The sequence below is a fragment of the Thermococcus sp. JCM 11816 genome, assembly GCF_055396515.1.
In genome coordinates this window covers 1,351,473-1,370,059 of sequence record NZ_AP043741.1, presented here as the reverse complement: position 1 = coordinate 1,370,059, position 18,587 = coordinate 1,351,473, and the positions used below count along the sequence as shown (strand labels likewise).

Sequence of the window (18,587 nt, the reverse complement as noted above, 5' to 3'; positions counted from 1 at the left end):
CCTCACTCCCCATGCTCTTTTTGGAAGCTCTCTATGGCCTTAACGAGCGGAATGAGGTGCATCAACGCCGGGCCGCCGGCCATCAGAACCGCCACGAGGCCAGCTTCAATAAGCTCCTCCGGCTTTGCACCGGCTTCGAGGGCCTTCTGGGTGTGGAGGTAGATGCACCACTCGCAGCCTGCAGCTATTCCAAGGGCGAGGGCTATTAGCTCCTTCTCCCTCGTTGTAAGGGCTTTGTTGTCAAGGGTCTCGCGGAGGAACCTTGAGAACGCCGCTATCTCTTTAGGGTGCTCCTTACCGAGCTTTTCGAGGAGTTCCTCAATCTCTTTCAACTTAACCATAACGTCGCCGTTCTCCATAAATATCACCGGTATAAGTTAGAACGGCAGATTTAAAGGAATTTCCAGAACAAAAGGTTTAAAACTAAACGTTCGCCACGATTCCCTGCCTTCTCATCTTGAGTATGTCGTCGATAACGTCTATCAGGCCCGCTATTATCTCGTCGTATTTACCTCCCTCAGAGCCGTACAATTCCTTGAGCTTGTCTTTGAGGGTAAAGAGTGCTTCCGTTTCAAGCTCAAGGAGTTTTTGAGCTTCTTTCGCAAGAAACCTGAGCGTGACTCCCCTCGCTTTCTCGTCGTCCAGAAGGCGGAGTATCAGCTTTGTTATTTTTTCGCGCATGTCTTCGCTAGGAATCTTCTCTGACAGCCTGGCCATGAACTCAAGTGCCCCCTCAATGTCCCTTGGATTTCCCGATTTCAGGAGAGCGTCCAGGAGGGAGGCGAAGAATTTGGAAGTTCCCGGGTACAGGGCGTGGATATCCGCCAGGGTTTTTGCGGCGGTTTCCCTCGCCCAGGCGTTCTTTGACTTGAGGAACTCTCCGAGAATCGGCAGGATCCTGTAGGCGTCCGTGGGGGTAAGATGGGATGTTAACTTTGAGACGATCCAGAGGGCGTCCATCCTTCTCGTGTAGTCCTCACTCTCCAGCATTGAGAGGACTTTTTCCATAACTGCCGGATCCAGCTTGGCCATCTCTGCCACTATATCTGCTTTTCCAGCGTCGAGTAGCTTTTCAACGTCGTCAATCGAGTACTGGGAAACCTCAAGGGCCTTGGTAACGCCCTCGCTCTCGATGGTTTCTTCGGCAATGTTGGTGGCCTTTTCAAGCTTCTCCATGACCTGGGATGCAAGAAGGCCGAGCTTAACGTCGCCGCGAAGCTCTTTGATCTTGCTGACTGCCTTCAGCTTGTTTCTCGTGGAAAGCTCCTTCTCCCTTGTTAGGAGTCTGTCGATTGAGTAGAGCGCCCTCTCCACAACGTACGGGTCGGGGTGGGAGAGAAGATCAGTGATTCCGTCGAACACTCTGTTCAATATGTTCGAGTCTGTTGTCTTGCTTGCTATCTCTGTTAGGGCCGTGATTGCCGCACTCTGTACGTCGCGTTTTTTGCTCGAGCCAATGAGAGAGAACAGCCAGTTTATCAGCTTGTACGCTATGGCAACAACGTTTGCTCCAAGTTTCCCAAGCCCCTCCGCGGCGTATTCTCCAAGTATCGGCACTCCCGACTTGAGGACATCCTGAAGGGTCTCCATGATTCTCTCGTAGTCTTCGTCGCTTAGGTCTCCCGACTCGAGAAGGGTGTTTATTACCTCAATGGCTTTCAGTGCGACCCGCTCATCCTTGTCCCTGGCCAGCTCAAGGATTCTCGGGAGAACCCTCTGGAGGCGCGGCCTTGATATTTTGCCTTCGGATATCATATCTTTTATTATCTGGAGCACGTTTGCCCTTACGTGAGGGTTGTCGTCGTATAAGAACTCGACGAGAACAGCGAACACTTTGTCATATTTTTCTGCCAGAGCTTTAACGTCCTTTAGCCTCCAGGCGAGAATATCTTCCTTTAGGCCCTCTTTATCGACTATGAGGTCACTACCTTTTATAACAGCCAAAAGCGCGAGGCTCAGCATAGTCTCCCCCTTTATTATTACGTTCTGAACTATTTTAAGGTTAGCCCAAAGGTTATTAACCTGGTCCGGCAACTTCCGTGTGATGAGGGCAATAGGTGTCATCAGAAACTCCAGAAGGGAGCGCCTGAGCAGGGCGGAGTTCGAAGAACTGCTGAGGAGCGCTGGCTACGAGGTTCTGGCCATAGTCGAGCAGAACAGGGAGGAGCACCCACGCTACAACATAGGGCCTGGCAAGCTCGAGGAGCTCAAGGAGCTTGTTAAAGAGCTCAAGCCCGACAAGGTCATCTTTGCGAACAGACTGACTCCGAGTCAGGCCTACAATCTCTGGAAGGAGCTCAGGATTGAGATAATGGACCGCTGGCAGCTCGTCCTTGAGATATTCGAGAAGAGGGCACACTCAAAGGAGGCGAAGCTTCAGGTAGAACTCGCCTCGCTCCAGTACGAAATTCCCCTGGTCAAGGAGGCCATCAGGAGGATAAGGCTCGGCGACAGGGCCGGTTTTAAGGGCATGGGTGAGTACCAGACCCAGCAGTACCTCAAGCACATCCGCTATAGGATGGGCAAAATACGGGACGAGCTTGAGAGGGTCAAGGCAGACAGAGAGGTTAAGCGAAAGAAGAGGGAGAACGCCGGCTTCGTCCTCGTTGCCCTCGCTGGATATACCAACGCGGGAAAATCAACCCTTCTCAACGCTTTAGCAAATGAGAACGTTGAAGCGAAGAACCAGATGTTCACGACGCTCGATACGACCACGAGGCGCTTCAGACTCGGCACGAAGAGGATTCTCGCAACCGACACTGTTGGGTTCATCGACGGTCTGCCCCCCTTCATAGTTGAGGCCTTCCACTCCACGCTTGAAGAGATAGTGAAGGCCGACATAGTTCTCCTCGTTCTGGACTCAAGTGAGCCTTGGGGGGAGATACGGAGGAAGTTCCTGGCCTCTCTCCAGGTGCTCAGGGAACTGAAGGCCCTTGAAAAGCCGATTATAGTTGCCCTTAACAAGATAGACCTGATAGAGGAAGCTGACGCCGAGGAGAAAGTCAGGCTGATATGGGAGCTCTCCCGCGAAAGGGGAATAAGCCTTGAGGACGTGGTGAAAATCTCGGCGAGGGAGGGCCGCCTTGAGGAACTCATGGATGCATTAAACAGGGTCGTCCTTAAACTCCCCAAGTACGGTGCTTTCAGGATAATCGTGAAAGAGCCTGAGAAAGTCCCTGCAGTGATGGCACTCATAAACTCCGTTGGAGAAGTTCTGTCAGTCGAGTACGGTGAAAAGACGATGATAAACGCTTACGTCCAGACTGGAATGGTCGGCGAGATCAAGAAAATGGGGGCCGAGATAGAGAGGTTAAACCATTCCGGCGAGGGCGAAGAGCTTGAGCAGGACGAAGGATATCCCGATGGCGGTTAGCGGCGTCGCCACCCATCCGAAGACTATATCGACGATTACCTTTCTGTCCACTCCCCTACCGGCTAAGAGGCCGACGCCGACAACGCCGCCGACTATCGACTGACTGGAGCTGACTGGAAGACCGAAAACGTTTGCTATGCTGACCGCCATTGCGGAGCCGAACTGGGCAGCGAAGGCCGAAACAGGGCCGAGGGCCGTTATCTTCTTCCCAACCGTGTGCATAACTGCGTAGCTGAACGTCAGTGCCCCAACGGCCAGGCTTAACGCCACGAGGACTCCGGCAGTTTTTGGCGCCATGAAGCCAGCACCCACAATCGGCCCGGAGGCGTTGGCCACTTCGTTCGTTCCAAAGTTAAAGGCCATATAAGAACCGCCGAGAATGGCAAGCGCCTTGTATAGGGCCTCAATTGTCGAGACGCTCTTAATCTTTGAGATCACGTAGGAGTAGAACTTGTAGAGGATTATCGCAAGGATTCCCGAGAGGACGGGAGAGGCAATCCACGCGGCGGCTATCTTCGTAAGCGTCCACCAGTTTACGGGCGCGCTCGTAGCCAGACCGACACCAATGACACCGCCCACTATTGCCTGAGTAGTTGATACTGGGAGTCCTTTGATTGTCGCTATCGTCACCCACACTCCAGCGGAAAGAAGTGCTATGAGGGCCATTTCCATTGTGAGGTATCCCTCGGGCACTATCCCCTTACCGACCGTCTTCATGACCTTGTAGCCTTTGAGGTAGGCACCGAGAAGGGTGAATATCGCTATTGTCAGTGTTGCCTGCCTGAAGCTTAGTATTCCCGCACCAACGGCCGTTCCCATTGCGTTGGCCGAGTCGTTCGAGCCTATGTTCCAGGCGATGTAGAACGCAACTGCCACGATGGCTATAGCCAGTGCGTCCATGTTCCCTCCCCCGATTTGAGTTGATATATAGACTATATAGTTTCCGTTAAAAAGTTTTCGAGAAACAATGACCGTAAAACACCATCGGCGAGCTTAAGGGTTCACACTTACCCAAAGACGCCTGTCGAGAAGGTCTTAGGGAGATACCGAAACCTAAATAAATGTTTCGGACTAACCCAAAGTGAAAACCTTTAAGGAGGCAGGAAGGATGATCGAGATTCGTTTTCACGGTAGAGGTGGACAGGGTGCAGTTACGGCAGCCAACATTCTAGCTTCAGCGGCCTTTAAGGAGGGCAAGTACGTCCAGGCCTTCCCGTTCTTCGGCGTTGAAAGGCGTGGAGCGCCTGTTACGGCCTTCACCAGGATCGACGACAAGCCGATCAGGATAAAGACCCAGATCTACGAGCCTGACGTTGTTGTCGTCCTTGACCCGAGCCTTCTCGACACCGTTGACGTCACCGCTGGCCTCAAGGACGGCGGAATAGTCATCGTCAACACCGAGAAGAGCAAGGAGGAAGTCCTTGAGAAGCTCAAGAAGAAGCCGGGCAAGCTTGCCCTCGTTGACGCTACCGGTATAGCCCTTGAAATACTCGGACTCCCGATTACTAACACGGCCATCCTCGGTGCAGTTGCAAAGGCCACAGGCCTCGTCAAGCTTGAGAGCGTCCAGGAGGCCATCAAGGAGACCTTCTCTGGGGCCCTCGGCGAGAAGAACGCCAAGGCCGCCGAAGAGGCCTTCAACAAGACCGTTGTCTACGAGCTCTGATTTTCCTTTGCTTTCCTTAACCTTAGGAGGAGGGGAGGAGTTTGAACACGCTGTTTGGGGAGAAAAAGGCGGAGGCAAAGAAGATAGTCCTTACCTCCGTCGACCAGTACCCCGAGGCGCCAATAAGCCTTGGGACCACCCTTAGCAATTTCACAGGTGACTGGAGGACTTTCATCCCTGTGGTCAATGAGGACAAGTGCGTCAAGTGCTATATCTGCTGGAAGTTCTGCCCGGAGCCGGCAATATACATCAAGCCCGATGGCTACGTGGCAATCGACTACGACTACTGCAAGGGCTGTGGAATCTGTGCCAACGAGTGCCCGACCAAGGCCATAACGATGGAGAAGGAGGAGAAGTGAGGTGGTGGAGATGGAGTACAAGCCGATCAGAAAGGTCGTGAGCGGAAACTACGCGGCTGCCTATGCCGCTTTACACGCGAGAGTCCAGGTCGTTGCCGCTTACCCGATCACCCCGCAGACGAGCATCATCGAGAAGATAGCCGAGTTCATAGCCAACGGAGAGGCAGACATCCAGTACGTTCCCGTTGAGAGCGAGCACTCCGCTATGGCCGCATGTATCGGCGCCTCGGCTGCTGGAGCAAGGGCCTTCACCGCTACCTCTGCCCAGGGTCTAGCTTTAATGCACGAGATGCTCCACTGGGCGAGCGGTGCAAGGCTGCCGATAGTTATGGTGGACGTTAACAGGGCTATGGCTCCGCCGTGGAGCGTTTGGGACGATCAGACCGATTCACTCGCGCAGAGAGATACCGGCTGGATGCAGTTCTACGCCGAGAACAACCAGGAGGTTTACGATGGCGTCCTTATGGCCTTCAAGGTGGCCGAGACGGTAAACCTCCCCGCTATGGTCGTCGAGAGCGCCTTCATCCTGAGCCACACCTACGACGTCGTTGAGATGATTCCGCAGGAGCTCGTTGACGAGTTCCTTCCACCGAGGAAGCCACTCTACGACCTGGCCGACTTCGAGAGGGAGCCGTTCTCGGTAGGTTCTCTCGCGACTCCAGCAGATTACTACGAGTTCCGCTACAAGATACAGAAGGCCATGGAGGAGGCCAAGAAGGTCATCAAGGAAGTGGGTAGGGAGTTCGGCGAGCGCTTTGGAAGGGACTACAGCCAGATGATAGAGACCTACAGGACTGACGATGCCGACTTCGTCTTCATGGGTATGGGTTCGCTCATGGGCACCGTCAAGGAGGCAGTTGACATCCTCAGGCAGGAGGGCTACAAGGTCGGAGCGGCAAAGGTGCGCTGGTTCAGGCCGTTCCCGAAGGAGGAGCTCTACGAGCTTGCAAAGAACGTTGACGGCATAGCAGTCCTCGACAGGAACTACTCCTTCGGCATGGAGGGCATACTCTTCACGGAGGCAAAGGGTGCGCTCTACAACACCGACGCGAAGCCGCTCATGAAGAACTACATCGTCGGCCTCGGCGGCAGGGACTTCACGGTGAACGACGTCAGGAAGATAGCCGAGAACATGAAGGCGGTCATAGAGAAGGGCGAGCTTGACGTAGAGGTGGACTGGTACCACCTTAAGAGGTGAGAAAGATGGAGATTCCCGAGCAGATTAAGAAAAAGCTCACGCTCCCGGCGGAGGAGCACTTCTATGCCGGTCACACGGCCTGCCAGGGCTGTGGGGCTGCACTCGGGCTGAGGTACGTCCTCAAGGCCTACGGCAGGAAGACGATATTCGCAATCCCAGCCTGCTGTTCGACGATTATAGCCGGTGCTTGGCCCTACAACACTCTGGGTGCCAACCTGTTCCAGACGGCCTTTGAGACGACCGGTGCCGTCCTTGGCGGCATCGAGGCCGCTTTGAAGGCCAGGGGCATAAAGGTCAAGGGCGAAGACGGCGTCATGATCGTCGGCTGGGCTGGCGACGGTGGAACCGCTGACATTGGCCTTCAGGCACTCTCGGGCTTCCTTGAGAGGGGCCACGATGCTCTCTACATCATGTACGACAACGAGGCCTACATGAACACTGGAATCCAGAGGTCAAGTTCAACCCCCTACGGAGCATGGACGACCAACACCCCCGGAGGAAAGAGGCACTTCCTCGAGAAGAGGCACAAGAAGAAGGTCATAGACATCGTCATAGCCCACGAGATTCCCTACGCGGCAACTGCAAGCGTTGCCTACCCTGAGGACTTCATAAGGAAGCTCAAAACAGCTCAGAAGACTCCAGGCCCGAGCTTCATCCAGCTCTTCGCCCCGTGCCCGACCGGCTGGCGCTCACCCACCGACAAGAGCATTGAGATAGCCAGACTTGCCGTTCAGACTGCCTACTTCCCGCTCTTCGAGTACAAGGAGGGCAAGTACAGGATTAACATGCCAAACCCGAAGAAGGAGCCAAAGCCGATCGAGGAGTTCCTCAAGCTCCAGGGCAGGTTCAAGTACATGACCAAGGAGGACATCCAAGTTCTCCAGGAGTGGGTGCTCCGCGAGTGGGAGAAGCTCAAGAAGCTCGCCGAGGTCTTCGGCTGAGCTTTCGTTTTCCCTTTGGAAAAAGTTTAAAGTCCACATGATAACTCACTCGAGGTGATACATATGGCTGAGAGTCCGTTTAAGGCCGATATTGAGAGGGTTCAGAAGGAGTACAGCGAAAAGATGACGCCCGGAGCGATAGCTTACATCCCGGGAAGCAGCGTTATCAACAAGACAGGTTCCTGGAGAGTTTTTATGCCTGAATTCAACCGCGACAAGTGCACTCGCTGCTACCTCTGCTATATCTACTGCCCGGAGCCGGCTATCTACCTCGATGAGGAAGGCTACCCGGTCTTTGACTACGACTACTGTAAGGGCTGTGGCATCTGCGCCAACGAATGCCCTGTTGATGCCATAGTTATGGTTAGGGAGACCAAGTGAGGTGGTGAAAGATGCCGATAAGAACCGTTATGAAGGCAAACGAGGCTGCCGCCTGGGCGGCCAAGCTGGCCAAGCCCAAGGTTATCGCGGCCTTCCCCATTACCCCGTCAACGCTCGTTCCAGAGAAGATTAGTGAATTCGTCGCCAACGGGGAGCTCGACGCCGAGTTCATCAAGGTCGAGAGCGAGCATTCAGCTATCTCCGCCTGTGTTGGTGCCAGCGCCGCTGGAGTTAGAACATTCACAGCAACCGCTTCCCAGGGTCTCGCCCTGATGCACGAAATACTCTTCATCGCCGCTGGAATGCGCCTTCCGATAGTCATCGCCGTTGGAAACCGTGCCCTTTCAGCCCCGATCAACATCTGGAACGACTGGCAGGACACGATAAGCGAGCGCGATACTGGATGGCTCCAGTTCTACGCCGAGAACAACCAGGAAGCTCTGGACCTCATACTCATAGCCTTCAAGGTCGCCGAGGACGAGAGGGTTCTCCTTCCGGCAATGGTTGGCTTCGACGCGTTCATCCTGACCCACACAGTTGAGCCAGTTGAGATTCCCGACCAGGAGGTCGTCGACGAGTTCCTCGGTGAGTACGAGCCGAAGCACGCCTACCTCGATCCGGAGAGACCGATAACCCAGGGTACCCTCGCCTTCCCGGCCCACTACATGGAGGCCAGATACACCGTCTGGGAGGCCAACGAGAATGCAAAGAAGGTCATCGACGAGGTCTTCGCCGAGTTCGAGAAGAAGTTCGGTAGAAAATACCAGAAGGTCGAGGAGTACAGGACTGAGGACGCAGAGATAATCTTCGTCACCATGGGTTCACTCGCCGGAACCCTCAAGGAGTACGTTGACCACCTCAGGGAGAAGGGCCTCAAGGTCGGCGCTGCGAAGCTCACCGTTTACAGGCCGTTCCCGACCGAAGAAGTCAGGGAGCTCGCCAAGAAGGCCAAGGTTCTCGCGCTCCTTGAGAAGAACGTCACCTTCAGCGTTGGTGGAGCACTCTTCCAGGACTTCAGCAGGGCCCTCGTCAACCTTGACGAGAGGCCGAAGATCGTCGACTTCATCCTCGGCCTCGGTGGCAGGGACGTCACATTCAAGGACCTCGACGAGGCACTGGCCATAGCCCAGAAGGCCCTCAACGGTGAGGAGTTTGATGAGGTCAACTGGATCGGCCTGAGGAAGGAGATACTGTGAGGTGAGGAAAATGGCCGTTAGGAAACCCCCGATTACCACTCGCGAGTACTGGGCGCCTGGTCACGCCGCCTGTGCCGGCTGTGGCTGTGCCACCGCTCTCAAGCTCGCCACCAAGGCCTTCAGCGAGGCCATGGAGGAGAAATACGGTGATCCCAATGCATTCGCCATAGCCCAGGCCACAGGCTGTATGGAGGTCGTTTCGGCAGTCTTCCCGTACACCGCTTGGAAGGTCCCCTGGGTGCACGTCGCTTTCGAGAACGCCGCGGCCGCTGCCAGCGGTGTTGAAGCGGCCTGGAAGAAGATCGGCAGAAAGGGTAAGATACTTGCCATCGGTGGAGACGGTGGAACAGCCGACATCGGTCTCCAGGCCCTCTCGGGAATGCTCGAGAGGAGGCACAACGTCGTCTACCTCATGTACGACAACGAGGCCTACATGAACACTGGAATCCAGAGGTCAAGTTCAACCCCCTACGGTGCTTGGACCACCACCTCACCGCCCGGAAAGTACTCAATCGGTGAGGACAAGCCCAAGAAGTGGGTCGCCCTCATCGCTGCTGCCCACCAGGTTCCGTACGTTGCCACCGCGAGCATCGGCAACCCCTTCGACTTCGTCAGGAAGATGAAGAAGGCCGCTAAGGTCGATGGTCCGGCTTTCGTCCAGGTTCACTGCACCTGCCCGACCGGATGGAAGAGCCCGCTCGAGAAGGGTGTTGAGATAGCTCGCCTTGCCATCGAGACCGGCGTCTGGCCGCTCTTCGAGATCGAGAACGGCGACTTCTTCAACATCAAGATCCAGCCGCCCGGAGGAGGCGCCAAGGTCACCCGCGAGGGCGGCAGGATAGTCGCCATAGAGTTCAAGAAGCCCATCGAGGAGTACCTCAAGCTCCAGGGCAGGTTCAAGCACCTCTTCAGGAAGCCAGAGGCTATTGACGAGATGCGCGAGCAGATCAAGGCCATGTGGAAGACCCTCGGCGTTGACGTCACCCTCCCGAAGCCGGAGGAGTGATTTTCAGTTTCTTTTTCTTTTAAAAATCCTTGATACCGTGGGGCTTCTTGGGTTTCGTGGAAGAAAATTCTTTCCATGCTCTTCGGGTTTTTGATAGTTAGCGGTGCGAGTGCAACGGCGAGCCTCGTTAATGGAACGGTGAACGGCAGCATTGAAATACCACCGGATACGTATTCCTTAAAGAGGCCAGGAGATAGAGTCAAACCAAAATTTTTTCAGGCAATTGAAGTCGGCATAGAGATAATCGTAGGAGGTACAGAACTACTCGTGTTAACAGTCAGTCTGGCAACGCTAGCTGTAAAGGGACTCTATGAAGTGATCAAGAAGTACGGTGGAAAGGTTGCCGAGTTCATTCTGAAAGCCACGGGTTTCAAGCAGCTGGCAGAGTTTGGGGATGGTTTTATAGGCACCGCGGGTTATTCGATGGAGCATCCTCGCGTCCAAGTTTATCTGAAGAAAATCTGGATATTCCCAACTCCCCTCGCTGATAAATTGGTCATCAAAGACGGCTCCAGGACTGTGGTGGAGGTCAAAAAGAGCGAACTCGATCAAGTGGACGACCTTTTCAGCCCGAAGGAGTACGGCAAACTCTTGGCACAAGCGTACTTAAACGGCTGGGATGCCAACGATGCTAAAAAGCTTGCAGAGGATTTTGACAGGGAGTACAGGGGTTTCAGGGCACACTTCAATGGGGCAAACCTCGATTGTGGAGTATTCGAAGGAGGAGATGTTATCATTGATGCAAAAGGGGCAAAACATATTATTTTCAACCACATCATGAAAAAGCCTGGAAAGGATCAGTTCACTCACATTTCCGCCGTGGATCTTTTAAACGAAATGGGCAAGGTTATAGAAAACCCAGACAAAATTAAATGCGGAGACATTATCAGTGGAAAACAGAGAATAGTACTTGTTAAATATTCCCCAAAGCTGGGAAAGAAAGTGGTGGTAGTGATTGAGAGAATCAAGTGGGGGATGTACCGGATAGTTACGGCATTCCCACCATCTTCAAGGAGATATTGACAGGGAGGTGATTTCAATCTTTGCTTTTTCATTCTTCCTACAGGAGGGAGATAGGGGATTTCCAGTGCTGGTGCTCGAAGAGGGGCCAGTTTTCATCAGTGAAGACCCAGTGACGCTGGATGAATTCATAAGCTCCCTAAAGGCACTCCACTCGATGGATGCTCTCCCGAAAAAGCTCTGGGACCTCAAGATAATGGCTGAGGGTGGATGGGTTCACCTGACCCTTCGGGATGGTGGGGAAGTACAGCTCACCCGTGACAACTTCATCGAGGCAATCCGAACTTCCATCCAGAACCTGAAAGCGGTTCTCAATAATAAACCCGTGAGGATGGGGTGGCTCAGGTTCAAACTAAAGCCGCCTTCGCATGAAGTTCTTGAGATGTTCGGTGAACCTGAGGATATCATGGACGAGTACGAAGTTCAAGTTTACGGGAGCACGTACGTACTGGAGGCGTTTGTTAATCTCGAAGGGTACGTTGAGGAGCTTAAACTTCTCAAGGCGTTTGTGGCGGATGGCAAACTGCCTGCGGAGGAGTGGCGGGTAAAGTGGAACGTTGATGGTGAAATCAAGAGGCTGTCTTCCAAAGGGGCAAAAAAGCCGGAGGATAGGGGCCTTCTCCGCGAACTGGCGGGCCTTAAAAAGCTCTCAGCAGGAGCAGCTCCTCCTTTCGTTCGCTTTACCCTTTCAACCTATGACCCCTTTGAAGTTCTCTACGCGGCAGACTCTGGAAAGGGAGAATTTTTGCTGGCATTCGTCCTGTATTCTGGCATGGCCGTCAAAGTCCCAAAGAACGTCTTCCTGAGGGCCATCGATGAGGCCATCAAAGATGCAGAAAAGGAACTTAAAAGGGTAAAGCTATCTGGGAGGTGAGCTCATGTCTTTCCCCTTTATCTTCTTTGGCTTCGAGGAGGCTCTCAGGGGCGAGGTGCCTGCGGATGCTCTAACCATTGCCATCAAACACGGGATGAAAACAGAAATTGGCATAATTGCCAGGAAGGGTTCTGAGAGAGTGGTGATAGGGTGCAAGAGAAACGCACATAAAATAAGCGAGGAACAGCTTGCAAAGTACGCTGAGTACGCCATCAATAAGGGAATCAGAAAGATTGAGGTGTACTATGCTGGAGGCATTGAGAACATAAGGGGCTACTATTACTACACCCAGTACCTGCCAAAGGAGATAAAGTCCAGGTTTGGTGTGGACGTTGAAGTGCGTTACCTAGCTTCAGAATTCGACCGAACCTGTTTCTTTATTTTTCATTAATGAATGAACCATGGGGGGAGTGGTATGGGAACCACGTATTATGTTGTCGCCGTGTTTGATAAGCCTTGGGGAGAAGTGCTTGAGAAGCTCTCGCGCGAGTTCAAGTACACTCGCGAACTCGCGTACCAGCGGGAAAGACGAGAAGAGCACCTGAAGTTCATCTTTGATATGAGGGGATTTAGGCTGGTTGCAGTGGGAGAACTGCACTACGAGCTGAAAACCACCGAGGAAGATTCCTTTGACTGGCTTGAGGTCGAAACGTACTCAAAGGAGAACATGACGCTCCTCCAGATTGGAGTCTCCACCGGCAGGTGGCTGTTCGTCCTAAGCCCCGAACTTATGAAGTTTCTCGGAAAGCTGATGAGGGTTGGGGCGGTCCTCATCTGTGGTTACACAGACGACCACGACCTCAGAGATGCAGGCTTTGAAGAAAACAACCAGTTCCTTTTCTACGAATGGTTGGTTGAGACTGTGAAAAGAAAAAAGCTTGAAATCGTTCCTTCGGACGTTACCATAGTGAAGAAAGAACTCTTAGACTTGGAGGACGGTCTCTACGAGCTGATTGAAAGACCTGGAAGGGAGGATGAAGAGTATGTCCTAATCAAGAGATTGGATAGTTATAAAATACTTGTTTCAGTAAGAGAAAGCGATTTAACCGATGAAGAGAGCTACCGAGAGCTAATTGAAGACAAAACATGGTTCAGCTCTCATATAATTGTGGTGGTCTTTAGGCGAATTGGAAAAAAGGTCGAGAACGAGCTTCTCATTAAGAGGGCAGAAGAATACTTCAAAGCGCAAACAGAAGAGTGACAGCGCTTGAAACTTTTCTGAAATGTCAGCATCAGGCAATCCGATGAAAAATCTCCCTCCTTTTCCCACACCGGAAGCCTCTGAAGTAATAGCCGAGAGCTACAGCGCCATAGACCAGCTCCTCTACTCCGGTGACGTCCCCGAGCTTGGGAAAAACGTCCTCGTGAATTTGGGCAACGCCCACAGCATAACCCTCGTCGGGACAGCTTTCCTCGTGCTCGCGGCGGCCCTTGAAAAGAGGAGGAAAACAATGGTGGGCCTTAACGACGCGGCCGTGTTAAGCTACACCTCTGCAGGCGGCGCTGGGCTCCCACTGCTCACAAAACCGATGCTGAGAAGAGTAACCGTGGTTGCAAGCGAGTACGCCCTCGATTCGCTCCTCAACCTGGCTGGTCCCGTTTTGCTCCTCTACCACGACCCCGACGTCCAGAGCTTCGTTTACGAGACCAGCGGCGTACTGCCGGGGCCGAGCAGGAAGCACGTCCACAAGGGGGAGGGGGCCTTCATCTACCGCACCCCTGAAACGGTAAACGTGGAGTGGGGCAGGATGCCCCTTTAACCTCTCAAACCTCTTATCAGATTCTCCATAACGCTCAGAAACGTCTCGACCTCCTCAACGCTGTTGTAGACGTGGAATGAAGCCCTAACAGTTCCCTCCACTCCGAGCTTCTTCATCGCGGGCAGGGCGCAGTGGTGACCGGAGCGAACCATGATGTTGTGCTCGTCGAGTATAGCGGCAACGTCGTGAGGATGTAGCGGCGGGACGTTGAAACTGACGACGCCAGCGTGCTTTTTCAGGTTCCGCGGCCCGTACCATGGAACCTCAAGCTCGTCAAGGCCTTCTGTTGTGCGCTTCACCAGCTTGTGCTCCTGTTTTTCGATCTTCTCTATTCCAATCCTCTCGATGTAGCGGATCCCAGCGGCGAGGCCTATGGCCCCTCCAATGTTCGGCGTTCCCGCCTCAAAGCGTTCCGGCGGCTCTGCCAGCTTGTAAGAGTCAAGGTCAACGTCCTCGATTGTTCCCCCACCTATGAGCGGCGGCTCGAAGACGTCGAAGAACTCGCTGTTGATGTAGAGGACACCAATCCCAGTCGGTCCCATCGGTCCCTTGTGGCCAGAAAAGCCCAGAAAGTCAGCGTAGAGCTTTTTCACATCAACCTCCATGTGGCCAGCACTCTGGGCCGCATCAACAACGAATATCGCGCCCTCCTCCTTCGCCATCTTTCCAAGCTCCTCGACCTCGTGGATTACTCCAAGGGCGTTCGAGACATGCTGAACTGCTACGAGCTTCGCTCCCTTGATCTTCTTCTCGGCATCGGCGAGGTCGAGGTTCCCCTCCAGGTCGCCCTCTATGAACTCCAGCCTGAGGCCCTTCTTCTTCGCGAGCCTCTGCCAGGGGAGTAGGTCTGAGTGGTGCTCGTACGGTGTGGTCACTATCTTGTCTCCCTTCTCAAAGATGTGCTCCAGCCCGAGGGCGACGAGGTTGAGGCTCTCGCTCGTGTTCTTGGTGAAGACTATCTCCTCGAACTTCGCGTTGATGAAGTCCGCCACGACCTTTCTGCTCTCCTCGTACTTGTGAGTCGCTATCTGCGAGAGCCTGTGGACGCCCCTGTGGACGTTGGCGCGGTACTTCAGGTAGTACTCATCCATTGCCTCGATGACTGGCTTTGGTGTGAGTGATGTGGCGGTGTTGTCAAAGTAAATGACCTCGCTCGTGAGCGGTATGTCCTTTCTAATATCGTCCGGTATCTTCATGCGACCACCTCCAGGATTCCCGCGCAGTCATAGATCGTCTCGGCGATCTTTCTTCCAAGCTCGGCATCATCGAGGAGCTTGACTATTATCTTCCCGCTTGGATAAACGCTGACTTCGTAGCCCTCCATTTCGAGAATGAGCATCATTCCTGGAAGGAGCTTCTTCACGCTGTGCCCTCTCTCGCGGAGACACTGGGCTGTCTTTGTGAGGTCTATCTTTATCGGCTTCTCCCAGGAGTAGCCCGAGATCACGATCCCCTTCATCGTAGTGCATGGTTTGGCGATTATCACTCCCACCACCGAAGTGGATGTTGGATTTTGGGCTTATACGGATTTCCTGAACCCAAGGTTAAGGACAGAAATGTGAAATGGGAGAGTATTTTAATTTGGGCTCTTAACGTTTCGACAAGCTTATAAAGGCCCAGTCGAGCTGGAGGTTGATGAGGACTTATCTGTCTTTCAGCCGCGACGCCTATCTGGTGGTCATCTACTCCTTCTTCGGCTGGTTAGGGGGCAATATAGCCTGGTTCATAGTCCCGTTCTACTTCAAGTCCCTCGGCATGGACTATTCGAGTATGGGCGTGCTTTTCTCACTCTCAACGATAGCCCAGGCCGCTCTGCTTCTCTTCACAGGGCCCCTTGCGGTAAAAATTGGGTATAAAAGAAGTATAATCCTAGCACTCATATTTTTCATGTCTGGAAGGCTGGTGCAGGTCTTTCTGCCCGAGTTTCACTTCTTGGCCATAGCTTCAGTGCTCCTAGGGATTGGCATGGCACTAGAGGGGCCTGCTTTGATGTCCCTCCTCAGCGAAGAGGCGAGCGATGAGAACAGACACTACCTCTTTTCCATGAACTCCGCCATGGGAACTTTTGGTGCAGCCTTTGGGACTCTACTCGGGGGTTTTCTCCCTGGGGTTCTGGACGGGAAGAACCCGTACAGGGATACGCTTGTGGTCTCAATAGGCTTTGTTCTTATTCAGCTGGTTGTTATTTCCCTAGTGCACCCAATACTTGACAGAAAGGGACGTGAGATAAAATTCGAGCGTGAAACTGTGGTAAAAATCCTCAAGTTCTCCCTTCCCAGCGCCCTTATCGGGCTCGGGGCTGGAGTGACTATTCCATACATGGGCCTGTGGTTCAACAGGAAGTTCGGCACTAGCTTGGAAAGCATAGGCGGCCTCTTCGCGATCCAGCAGTTCATAATGGGCCTCGGCACCTTTCTTCTTCCTGCTTTGGCTGATAGGGCCGGGAGCGTTAGGACGATAGTTGCATTCAACGGCAGTGCCACGCTTCTCATCGCTGGAATGCCGTTCCTGCCGAGTTTTCCGCTCGCCGCACTCGTCTACATCATCAGGACGATCCTGATGAACATAGTGAACCCAATATGGGACGCGTTCATGATGCGCTTCTTCTCAACGGAGGAGCGCTCGACGGCTTTAGCACTCAGAAACCTTTCGTGGACGGCAACCTTCGGGATGGGTCAGTACATTGGAGGGGTGATATTCGACCGCTCCCTCACGATGCCTTTCCTGATAACGGGCTTCCTGTACGGGGCTTCAATGGCGACCTTCTGGGCACTGTTCTCAAAGGAAGAAGAGTAGAAAATCAGCATATCCTCGGAACGGGGTCTCCCTCGGGAGGCTCCATGAACCTCTTTCCACCTATTCCCGTTTCGAGGAGAACCTTGCCGCGGTAGTCAGCTATTACCTCACCGATTATCGCCGCGTTCCTGCCCTTCTCCGTTTTTCTCATTGCCTCAAGGGCCTCTTCCGCGTACTCCCTCGCGACTACCATGACCACTTTACCCTCGTTTGCGACGTCGTAAGGGCTTATTCCCAGCATCTCGCTGGCAGCCCTAACCTCTGGCCTTATCGGGATGTCAGCTTCCCTCACGAGGATTCCAACGTTGCTCTTGCGAGCGATCTCGTTGAGGGCGTTGCTCAGTCCGGCCCTCGTCGGGTCTTTCATCGCGTGGATGTTCTCCCAGCCGATTGTCTCGGCGACAGCTTTGACAACGTCCCATATCGGTGCGACGTCGCTCTTGAGCTCGGTCTCGAAGGCTATACCTTCCCTGTGGCTCATCAGGGCTATGCCGTGGTCGCCTATAGTCCCGCTGACAAGCACGGCGTCGCCGACCTTTGCCCCGGCGTCGCTTACCGGGTGCTCCGCTATTCCTATTCCAGCGGTTATGACGAACATCTCTATTTTGTCCTCGACGACCTTGGTGTCGCCCGTGACTATTGGAACGGGGACTTCCCTTGCCGTCTCGTCCATGGACTTGAGAACCCTCTTCAAGACTTCCATATCAAGGCCTTCGCCGATTATCATCGAGTTTGCAAGTGCTATCGGTTCAGCACCCATAACGGCCAGATCGTTCACGGTTCCACTGACCGCTAAGCGGCCTATGTCTCCTCCAGGGAAGAAGAGGGGCTTTACCGTGTGTCCATCTATCGTGAAGACGATGTGCTTGTCTCCAAAGGGTATTGTGGCTCCGTCGTCGAGGGCATCAAGCCCTATACCTCCGGCGGATTTCAGCGTCAGGGTCTTTAGGATAACGTCTCTCAAAAGCTCCTCCATTATTTCTCCACCGGCTCCGTGTTCGAGCTTTATCTTTTCATCCATTTCAATCACCCAGCAGACCTTTTTCCTTCAGGTATGAGCGTGTGAAGTCCAAAAACTCCTCGCCTTGCGTATTATGGCAGGGTAATTGATCATACTTTTATGCCCTCCCGCATCACGTTGAGGATCAGTGGGTCCGAGCTCATGTCCGGTTTCTCGATGTAGGGTATGAGCGATATCGCCACTCCTTTTTCGATGGCATACTTATTGGTCGCCTCTGCCATTCTGTCGAGCTCCTCAAGCGTCAGCCACCGCTTCACAACGACGAGTACATCCACGTCGCTCCACTCTTCAGCCTCTCCCCTCGCGTAGGAGCCGAAGAGGATGATCTCGACTAGGTTCTCTCCGAGGATTTCTTGGAGCCTTGCCTTCACGTCCCGCAGAATTTTGAGGAGCTCTTCTTTTGGAATAACGGGCATTATACGACCTCCACATCCAGTTCCGAGACCTCTCTGATGTCTTTGAAGTCAGAATCGTGGGTTATGAGTTTTTCACCATTGGTTATGCATATTGCCGCAATCATAATGTCCGCAAACTGTTTTGGTCTTCCAATTTTTCTGAGCCTTCTTTGAAGTTCTACAGCCGTTGCAATACTTCTTCGGGTTATCAGAAGTACCTCTCCATGAAATTTCCGATAGGTTATGACAGGGGGATATTCAACCACGGTAACCTCTGTGATGTTCTCTCTTATTTCCTCTCCCGCCTTACCTCGTCTTATGACTATGTTTGTGTCAATAACTACCATTTATCCTCGCCTTCTCCTTTTTTCTCATCTCTGAGAGCATTTCTTCATCGTTTTCAAGAAGAACGTCATCCGTGGTACTGTACGTCTCGATAAAGCGGAGATAGGTTTCCCTATCCACCCTCCCAGAGGCGAAAGCCCTCTCTATCTCCTCCTCAACTAGTCGTTCTACCCTCCTCACGAAATCCTCACTTACCCAGTCGGGTACCCTAATGGTGATCACCTTTCCCATGCTTTCACCCCAAAGAACTTTGTCC

The 18,587-nt window shown here is 53.3% G+C and carries 23 protein-coding genes; 14 read left to right on the top strand and 9 right to left on the bottom strand.

Annotated features, from left to right (window positions below):
• Positions 1 to 2: 2 nt before the first annotated feature.
• Both ACZ5TN_RS07770 and ACZ5TN_RS07765 read right to left on the bottom strand, forming a co-directional pair.
• Positions 3 to 359 carry a carboxymuconolactone decarboxylase family protein gene (locus ACZ5TN_RS07770; protein WP_011250924.1) on the bottom strand — a complete coding sequence of 119 codons (357 nt, stop codon included), beginning with the start codon at positions 357 to 359 and terminating at the stop codon, positions 3 to 5.
• Positions 360 to 423: 64 nt separating this feature from the next.
• Positions 424 to 1,962, bottom strand: a complete 1,539-nt coding sequence (locus tag ACZ5TN_RS07765; RefSeq protein WP_464916411.1) for a hypothetical protein — start codon at positions 1,960 to 1,962, stop codon at positions 424 to 426.
• An 82-nt stretch (positions 1,963 to 2,044) separates the two neighbouring features.
• Between ACZ5TN_RS07765 and hflX the strand changes: the two genes are divergently transcribed.
• On the top strand, positions 2,045 to 3,373 hold the full coding sequence (gene hflX / locus ACZ5TN_RS07760; RefSeq protein ID WP_464916410.1) for a GTPase HflX: 1,329 nt from the start codon (positions 2,045 to 2,047) through the stop codon (positions 3,371 to 3,373).
• Here hflX and ACZ5TN_RS07755 read toward each other — a convergent pair.
• The gene (locus ACZ5TN_RS07755; protein ID WP_464916409.1) at positions 3,311 to 4,273 is read right to left on the bottom strand and encodes an anion permease; all 963 of its coding nucleotides are present in this window, start codon (positions 4,271 to 4,273) and stop codon (positions 3,311 to 3,313) included. The genes hflX and ACZ5TN_RS07755 overlap by 63 nt on opposite strands.
• Positions 4,274 to 4,481: 208 nt before the next feature.
• Between ACZ5TN_RS07755 and ACZ5TN_RS07750 the strand changes: the two genes are divergently transcribed.
• From ACZ5TN_RS07750 to ACZ5TN_RS07695, 12 genes are all read left to right on the top strand, one after another.
• On the top strand, positions 4,482 to 5,039 hold the full coding sequence (locus ACZ5TN_RS07750; RefSeq protein WP_011250928.1) for a pyruvate/ketoisovalerate ferredoxin oxidoreductase subunit gamma: 558 nt from the start codon (positions 4,482 to 4,484) through the stop codon (positions 5,037 to 5,039).
• A gap of 41 nt (positions 5,040 to 5,080) precedes the next feature.
• Entirely contained in the window at positions 5,081 to 5,398 is a 318-nt protein-coding gene (locus ACZ5TN_RS07745) for a 3-methyl-2-oxobutanoate dehydrogenase subunit delta (protein ID WP_011250929.1), read from the top strand.
• Between the two features lie 10 nt (positions 5,399 to 5,408).
• A complete protein-coding gene (porA, locus tag ACZ5TN_RS07740; RefSeq protein ID WP_011250930.1) occupies positions 5,409 to 6,596 on the top strand; it encodes a 2-ketoisovalerate ferredoxin oxidoreductase subunit alpha in 1,188 nt (395 codons plus the stop codon).
• Positions 6,597 to 6,601: 5 nt separating this feature from the next.
• Positions 6,602 to 7,537: a 3-methyl-2-oxobutanoate dehydrogenase subunit beta gene (locus tag ACZ5TN_RS07735; RefSeq protein WP_011250931.1), complete on the top strand. Its 936-nt coding sequence runs from the start codon at positions 6,602 to 6,604 to the stop codon at positions 7,535 to 7,537.
• Between the two features lie 63 nt (positions 7,538 to 7,600).
• Positions 7,601 to 7,918, top strand: coding sequence for a pyruvate synthase subunit PorD (gene porD, locus ACZ5TN_RS07730; protein ID WP_011250932.1), 318 nt, complete (start codon positions 7,601 to 7,603; stop codon positions 7,916 to 7,918).
• A gap of 11 nt (positions 7,919 to 7,929) precedes the next feature.
• Positions 7,930 to 9,114 (top strand): pyruvate synthase subunit PorA, encoded by a 1,185-nt coding sequence (gene porA / locus ACZ5TN_RS07725; protein WP_011250933.1) that lies wholly within the window; start codon positions 7,930 to 7,932, stop codon positions 9,112 to 9,114.
• A 10-nt stretch (positions 9,115 to 9,124) separates the two neighbouring features.
• Positions 9,125 to 10,120 (top strand): pyruvate synthase subunit PorB, encoded by a 996-nt coding sequence (gene porB, locus ACZ5TN_RS07720; protein WP_464916408.1) that lies wholly within the window; start codon positions 9,125 to 9,127, stop codon positions 10,118 to 10,120.
• 75 nt (positions 10,121 to 10,195) lie between these two features.
• Complete coding sequence (locus ACZ5TN_RS07715; protein ID WP_464916407.1) at positions 10,196 to 11,143, top strand: hypothetical protein; 948 nt, start codon at positions 10,196 to 10,198, stop codon at positions 11,141 to 11,143.
• Positions 11,144 to 11,207: 64 nt separating this feature from the next.
• A complete protein-coding gene (locus ACZ5TN_RS07710; RefSeq protein ID WP_232500577.1) occupies positions 11,208 to 12,014 on the top strand; it encodes a hypothetical protein in 807 nt (268 codons plus the stop codon).
• Positions 12,015 to 12,018: 4 nt separating this feature from the next.
• Positions 12,019 to 12,405, top strand: a complete 387-nt coding sequence (locus ACZ5TN_RS07705; RefSeq protein ID WP_464916406.1) for a hypothetical protein — start codon at positions 12,019 to 12,021, stop codon at positions 12,403 to 12,405.
• 24 nt (positions 12,406 to 12,429) lie between these two features.
• Positions 12,430 to 13,215: a hypothetical protein gene (locus ACZ5TN_RS07700; protein ID WP_464916405.1), complete on the top strand. Its 786-nt coding sequence runs from the start codon at positions 12,430 to 12,432 to the stop codon at positions 13,213 to 13,215.
• Between the two features lie 43 nt (positions 13,216 to 13,258).
• Positions 13,259 to 13,774, top strand: a complete 516-nt coding sequence (locus tag ACZ5TN_RS07695) for a hypothetical protein (protein WP_464916404.1) — start codon at positions 13,259 to 13,261, stop codon at positions 13,772 to 13,774.
• Here ACZ5TN_RS07695 and ACZ5TN_RS07690 read toward each other — a convergent pair.
• Together ACZ5TN_RS07690 and ACZ5TN_RS07685 are read right to left on the bottom strand one after the other, a co-directional pair.
• Entirely contained in the window at positions 13,771 to 14,970 is a 1,200-nt protein-coding gene (locus ACZ5TN_RS07690; protein ID WP_011250940.1) for a cysteine desulfurase, read from the bottom strand. The two genes, ACZ5TN_RS07695 and ACZ5TN_RS07690, sit on opposite strands and share 4 nt — an antisense overlap.
• Positions 14,967 to 15,260, bottom strand: a complete 294-nt coding sequence (locus ACZ5TN_RS07685) for a hypothetical protein (protein WP_011250941.1) — start codon at positions 15,258 to 15,260, stop codon at positions 14,967 to 14,969. Before ACZ5TN_RS07685 ends, ACZ5TN_RS07690 begins: the two co-directional genes overlap by 4 nt.
• Before the next feature lie 149 nt (positions 15,261 to 15,409).
• On the opposite strand from ACZ5TN_RS07685, the gene ACZ5TN_RS07680 reads away from it, so the two are divergent.
• Positions 15,410 to 16,570 (top strand): MFS transporter, encoded by a 1,161-nt coding sequence (locus ACZ5TN_RS07680; RefSeq protein ID WP_464916403.1) that lies wholly within the window; start codon positions 15,410 to 15,412, stop codon positions 16,568 to 16,570.
• A gap of 4 nt (positions 16,571 to 16,574) precedes the next feature.
• Here ACZ5TN_RS07680 and hypE read toward each other — a convergent pair whose 3' ends face one another.
• From hypE to ACZ5TN_RS07660, 4 genes are all read right to left on the bottom strand, one after another.
• Positions 16,575 to 17,591 carry a hydrogenase expression/formation protein HypE gene (gene hypE, locus ACZ5TN_RS07675; RefSeq protein ID WP_464916402.1) on the bottom strand — a complete coding sequence of 339 codons (1,017 nt, stop codon included), beginning with the start codon at positions 17,589 to 17,591 and terminating at the stop codon, positions 16,575 to 16,577.
• A gap of 89 nt (positions 17,592 to 17,680) precedes the next feature.
• Complete coding sequence (locus tag ACZ5TN_RS07670; protein WP_054839511.1) at positions 17,681 to 18,007, bottom strand: nucleotidyltransferase domain-containing protein; 327 nt, start codon at positions 18,005 to 18,007, stop codon at positions 17,681 to 17,683.
• Complete coding sequence (locus tag ACZ5TN_RS07665) at positions 18,007 to 18,333, bottom strand: type II toxin-antitoxin system VapC family toxin (protein WP_464916401.1); 327 nt, start codon at positions 18,331 to 18,333, stop codon at positions 18,007 to 18,009. The genes ACZ5TN_RS07670 and ACZ5TN_RS07665 overlap by 1 nt, the downstream gene beginning before the upstream one ends.
• A complete protein-coding gene (locus tag ACZ5TN_RS07660; RefSeq protein ID WP_011250946.1) occupies positions 18,320 to 18,562 on the bottom strand; it encodes a hypothetical protein in 243 nt (80 codons plus the stop codon). Before ACZ5TN_RS07660 ends, ACZ5TN_RS07665 begins: the two co-directional genes overlap by 14 nt.
• Positions 18,563 to 18,587 lie beyond the last annotated feature (25 nt).

What these genes read in the sequence shown, in the direction of transcription:
- ACZ5TN_RS07770 (WP_011250924.1), bottom strand. Translation starts at nt 359, where the DNA reads ATGGAGAACGGCGACGTTATGGTTAAGTTGAAAGAGATTGAGGAACTC.
- ACZ5TN_RS07765 (WP_464916411.1), bottom strand. Translation starts at nt 1,962, where the DNA reads ATGCTGAGCCTCGCGCTTTTGGCTGTTATAAAAGGTAGTGACCTCATA.
- hflX (WP_464916410.1), top strand. Translation starts at nt 2,045, where the DNA reads ATGAGGGCAATAGGTGTCATCAGAAACTCCAGAAGGGAGCGCCTGAGC.
- ACZ5TN_RS07755 (WP_464916409.1), bottom strand. Translation starts at nt 4,273, where the DNA reads ATGGACGCACTGGCTATAGCCATCGTGGCAGTTGCGTTCTACATCGCC.
- ACZ5TN_RS07750 (WP_011250928.1), top strand. Translation starts at nt 4,482, where the DNA reads ATGATCGAGATTCGTTTTCACGGTAGAGGTGGACAGGGTGCAGTTACG.
- porA (WP_011250930.1), top strand. Translation starts at nt 5,409, where the DNA reads ATGGAGTACAAGCCGATCAGAAAGGTCGTGAGCGGAAACTACGCGGCT.
- ACZ5TN_RS07735 (WP_011250931.1), top strand. Translation starts at nt 6,602, where the DNA reads ATGGAGATTCCCGAGCAGATTAAGAAAAAGCTCACGCTCCCGGCGGAG.
- porD (WP_011250932.1), top strand. Translation starts at nt 7,601, where the DNA reads ATGGCTGAGAGTCCGTTTAAGGCCGATATTGAGAGGGTTCAGAAGGAG.
- porA (WP_011250933.1), top strand. Translation starts at nt 7,930, where the DNA reads ATGCCGATAAGAACCGTTATGAAGGCAAACGAGGCTGCCGCCTGGGCG.
- porB (WP_464916408.1), top strand. Translation starts at nt 9,125, where the DNA reads ATGGCCGTTAGGAAACCCCCGATTACCACTCGCGAGTACTGGGCGCCT.
- ACZ5TN_RS07715 (WP_464916407.1), top strand. Translation starts at nt 10,196, where the DNA reads ATGCTCTTCGGGTTTTTGATAGTTAGCGGTGCGAGTGCAACGGCGAGC.
- ACZ5TN_RS07705 (WP_464916406.1), top strand. Translation starts at nt 12,019, where the DNA reads ATGTCTTTCCCCTTTATCTTCTTTGGCTTCGAGGAGGCTCTCAGGGGC.
- ACZ5TN_RS07700 (WP_464916405.1), top strand. Translation starts at nt 12,430, where the DNA reads ATGGGAACCACGTATTATGTTGTCGCCGTGTTTGATAAGCCTTGGGGA.
- ACZ5TN_RS07695 (WP_464916404.1), top strand. Translation starts at nt 13,259, where the DNA reads ATGAAAAATCTCCCTCCTTTTCCCACACCGGAAGCCTCTGAAGTAATA.
- ACZ5TN_RS07690 (WP_011250940.1), bottom strand. Translation starts at nt 14,970, where the DNA reads ATGAAGATACCGGACGATATTAGAAAGGACATACCGCTCACGAGCGAG.
- ACZ5TN_RS07680 (WP_464916403.1), top strand. Translation starts at nt 15,410, where the DNA reads ATGAGGACTTATCTGTCTTTCAGCCGCGACGCCTATCTGGTGGTCATC.
- hypE (WP_464916402.1), bottom strand. Translation starts at nt 17,591, where the DNA reads ATGGATGAAAAGATAAAGCTCGAACACGGAGCCGGTGGAGAAATAATG.
- ACZ5TN_RS07670 (WP_054839511.1), bottom strand. Translation starts at nt 18,007, where the DNA reads ATGCCCGTTATTCCAAAAGAAGAGCTCCTCAAAATTCTGCGGGACGTG.
- ACZ5TN_RS07665 (WP_464916401.1), bottom strand. Translation starts at nt 18,333, where the DNA reads ATGGTAGTTATTGACACAAACATAGTCATAAGACGAGGTAAGGCGGGA.
- ACZ5TN_RS07660 (WP_011250946.1), bottom strand. Translation starts at nt 18,562, where the DNA reads ATGGGAAAGGTGATCACCATTAGGGTACCCGACTGGGTAAGTGAGGAT.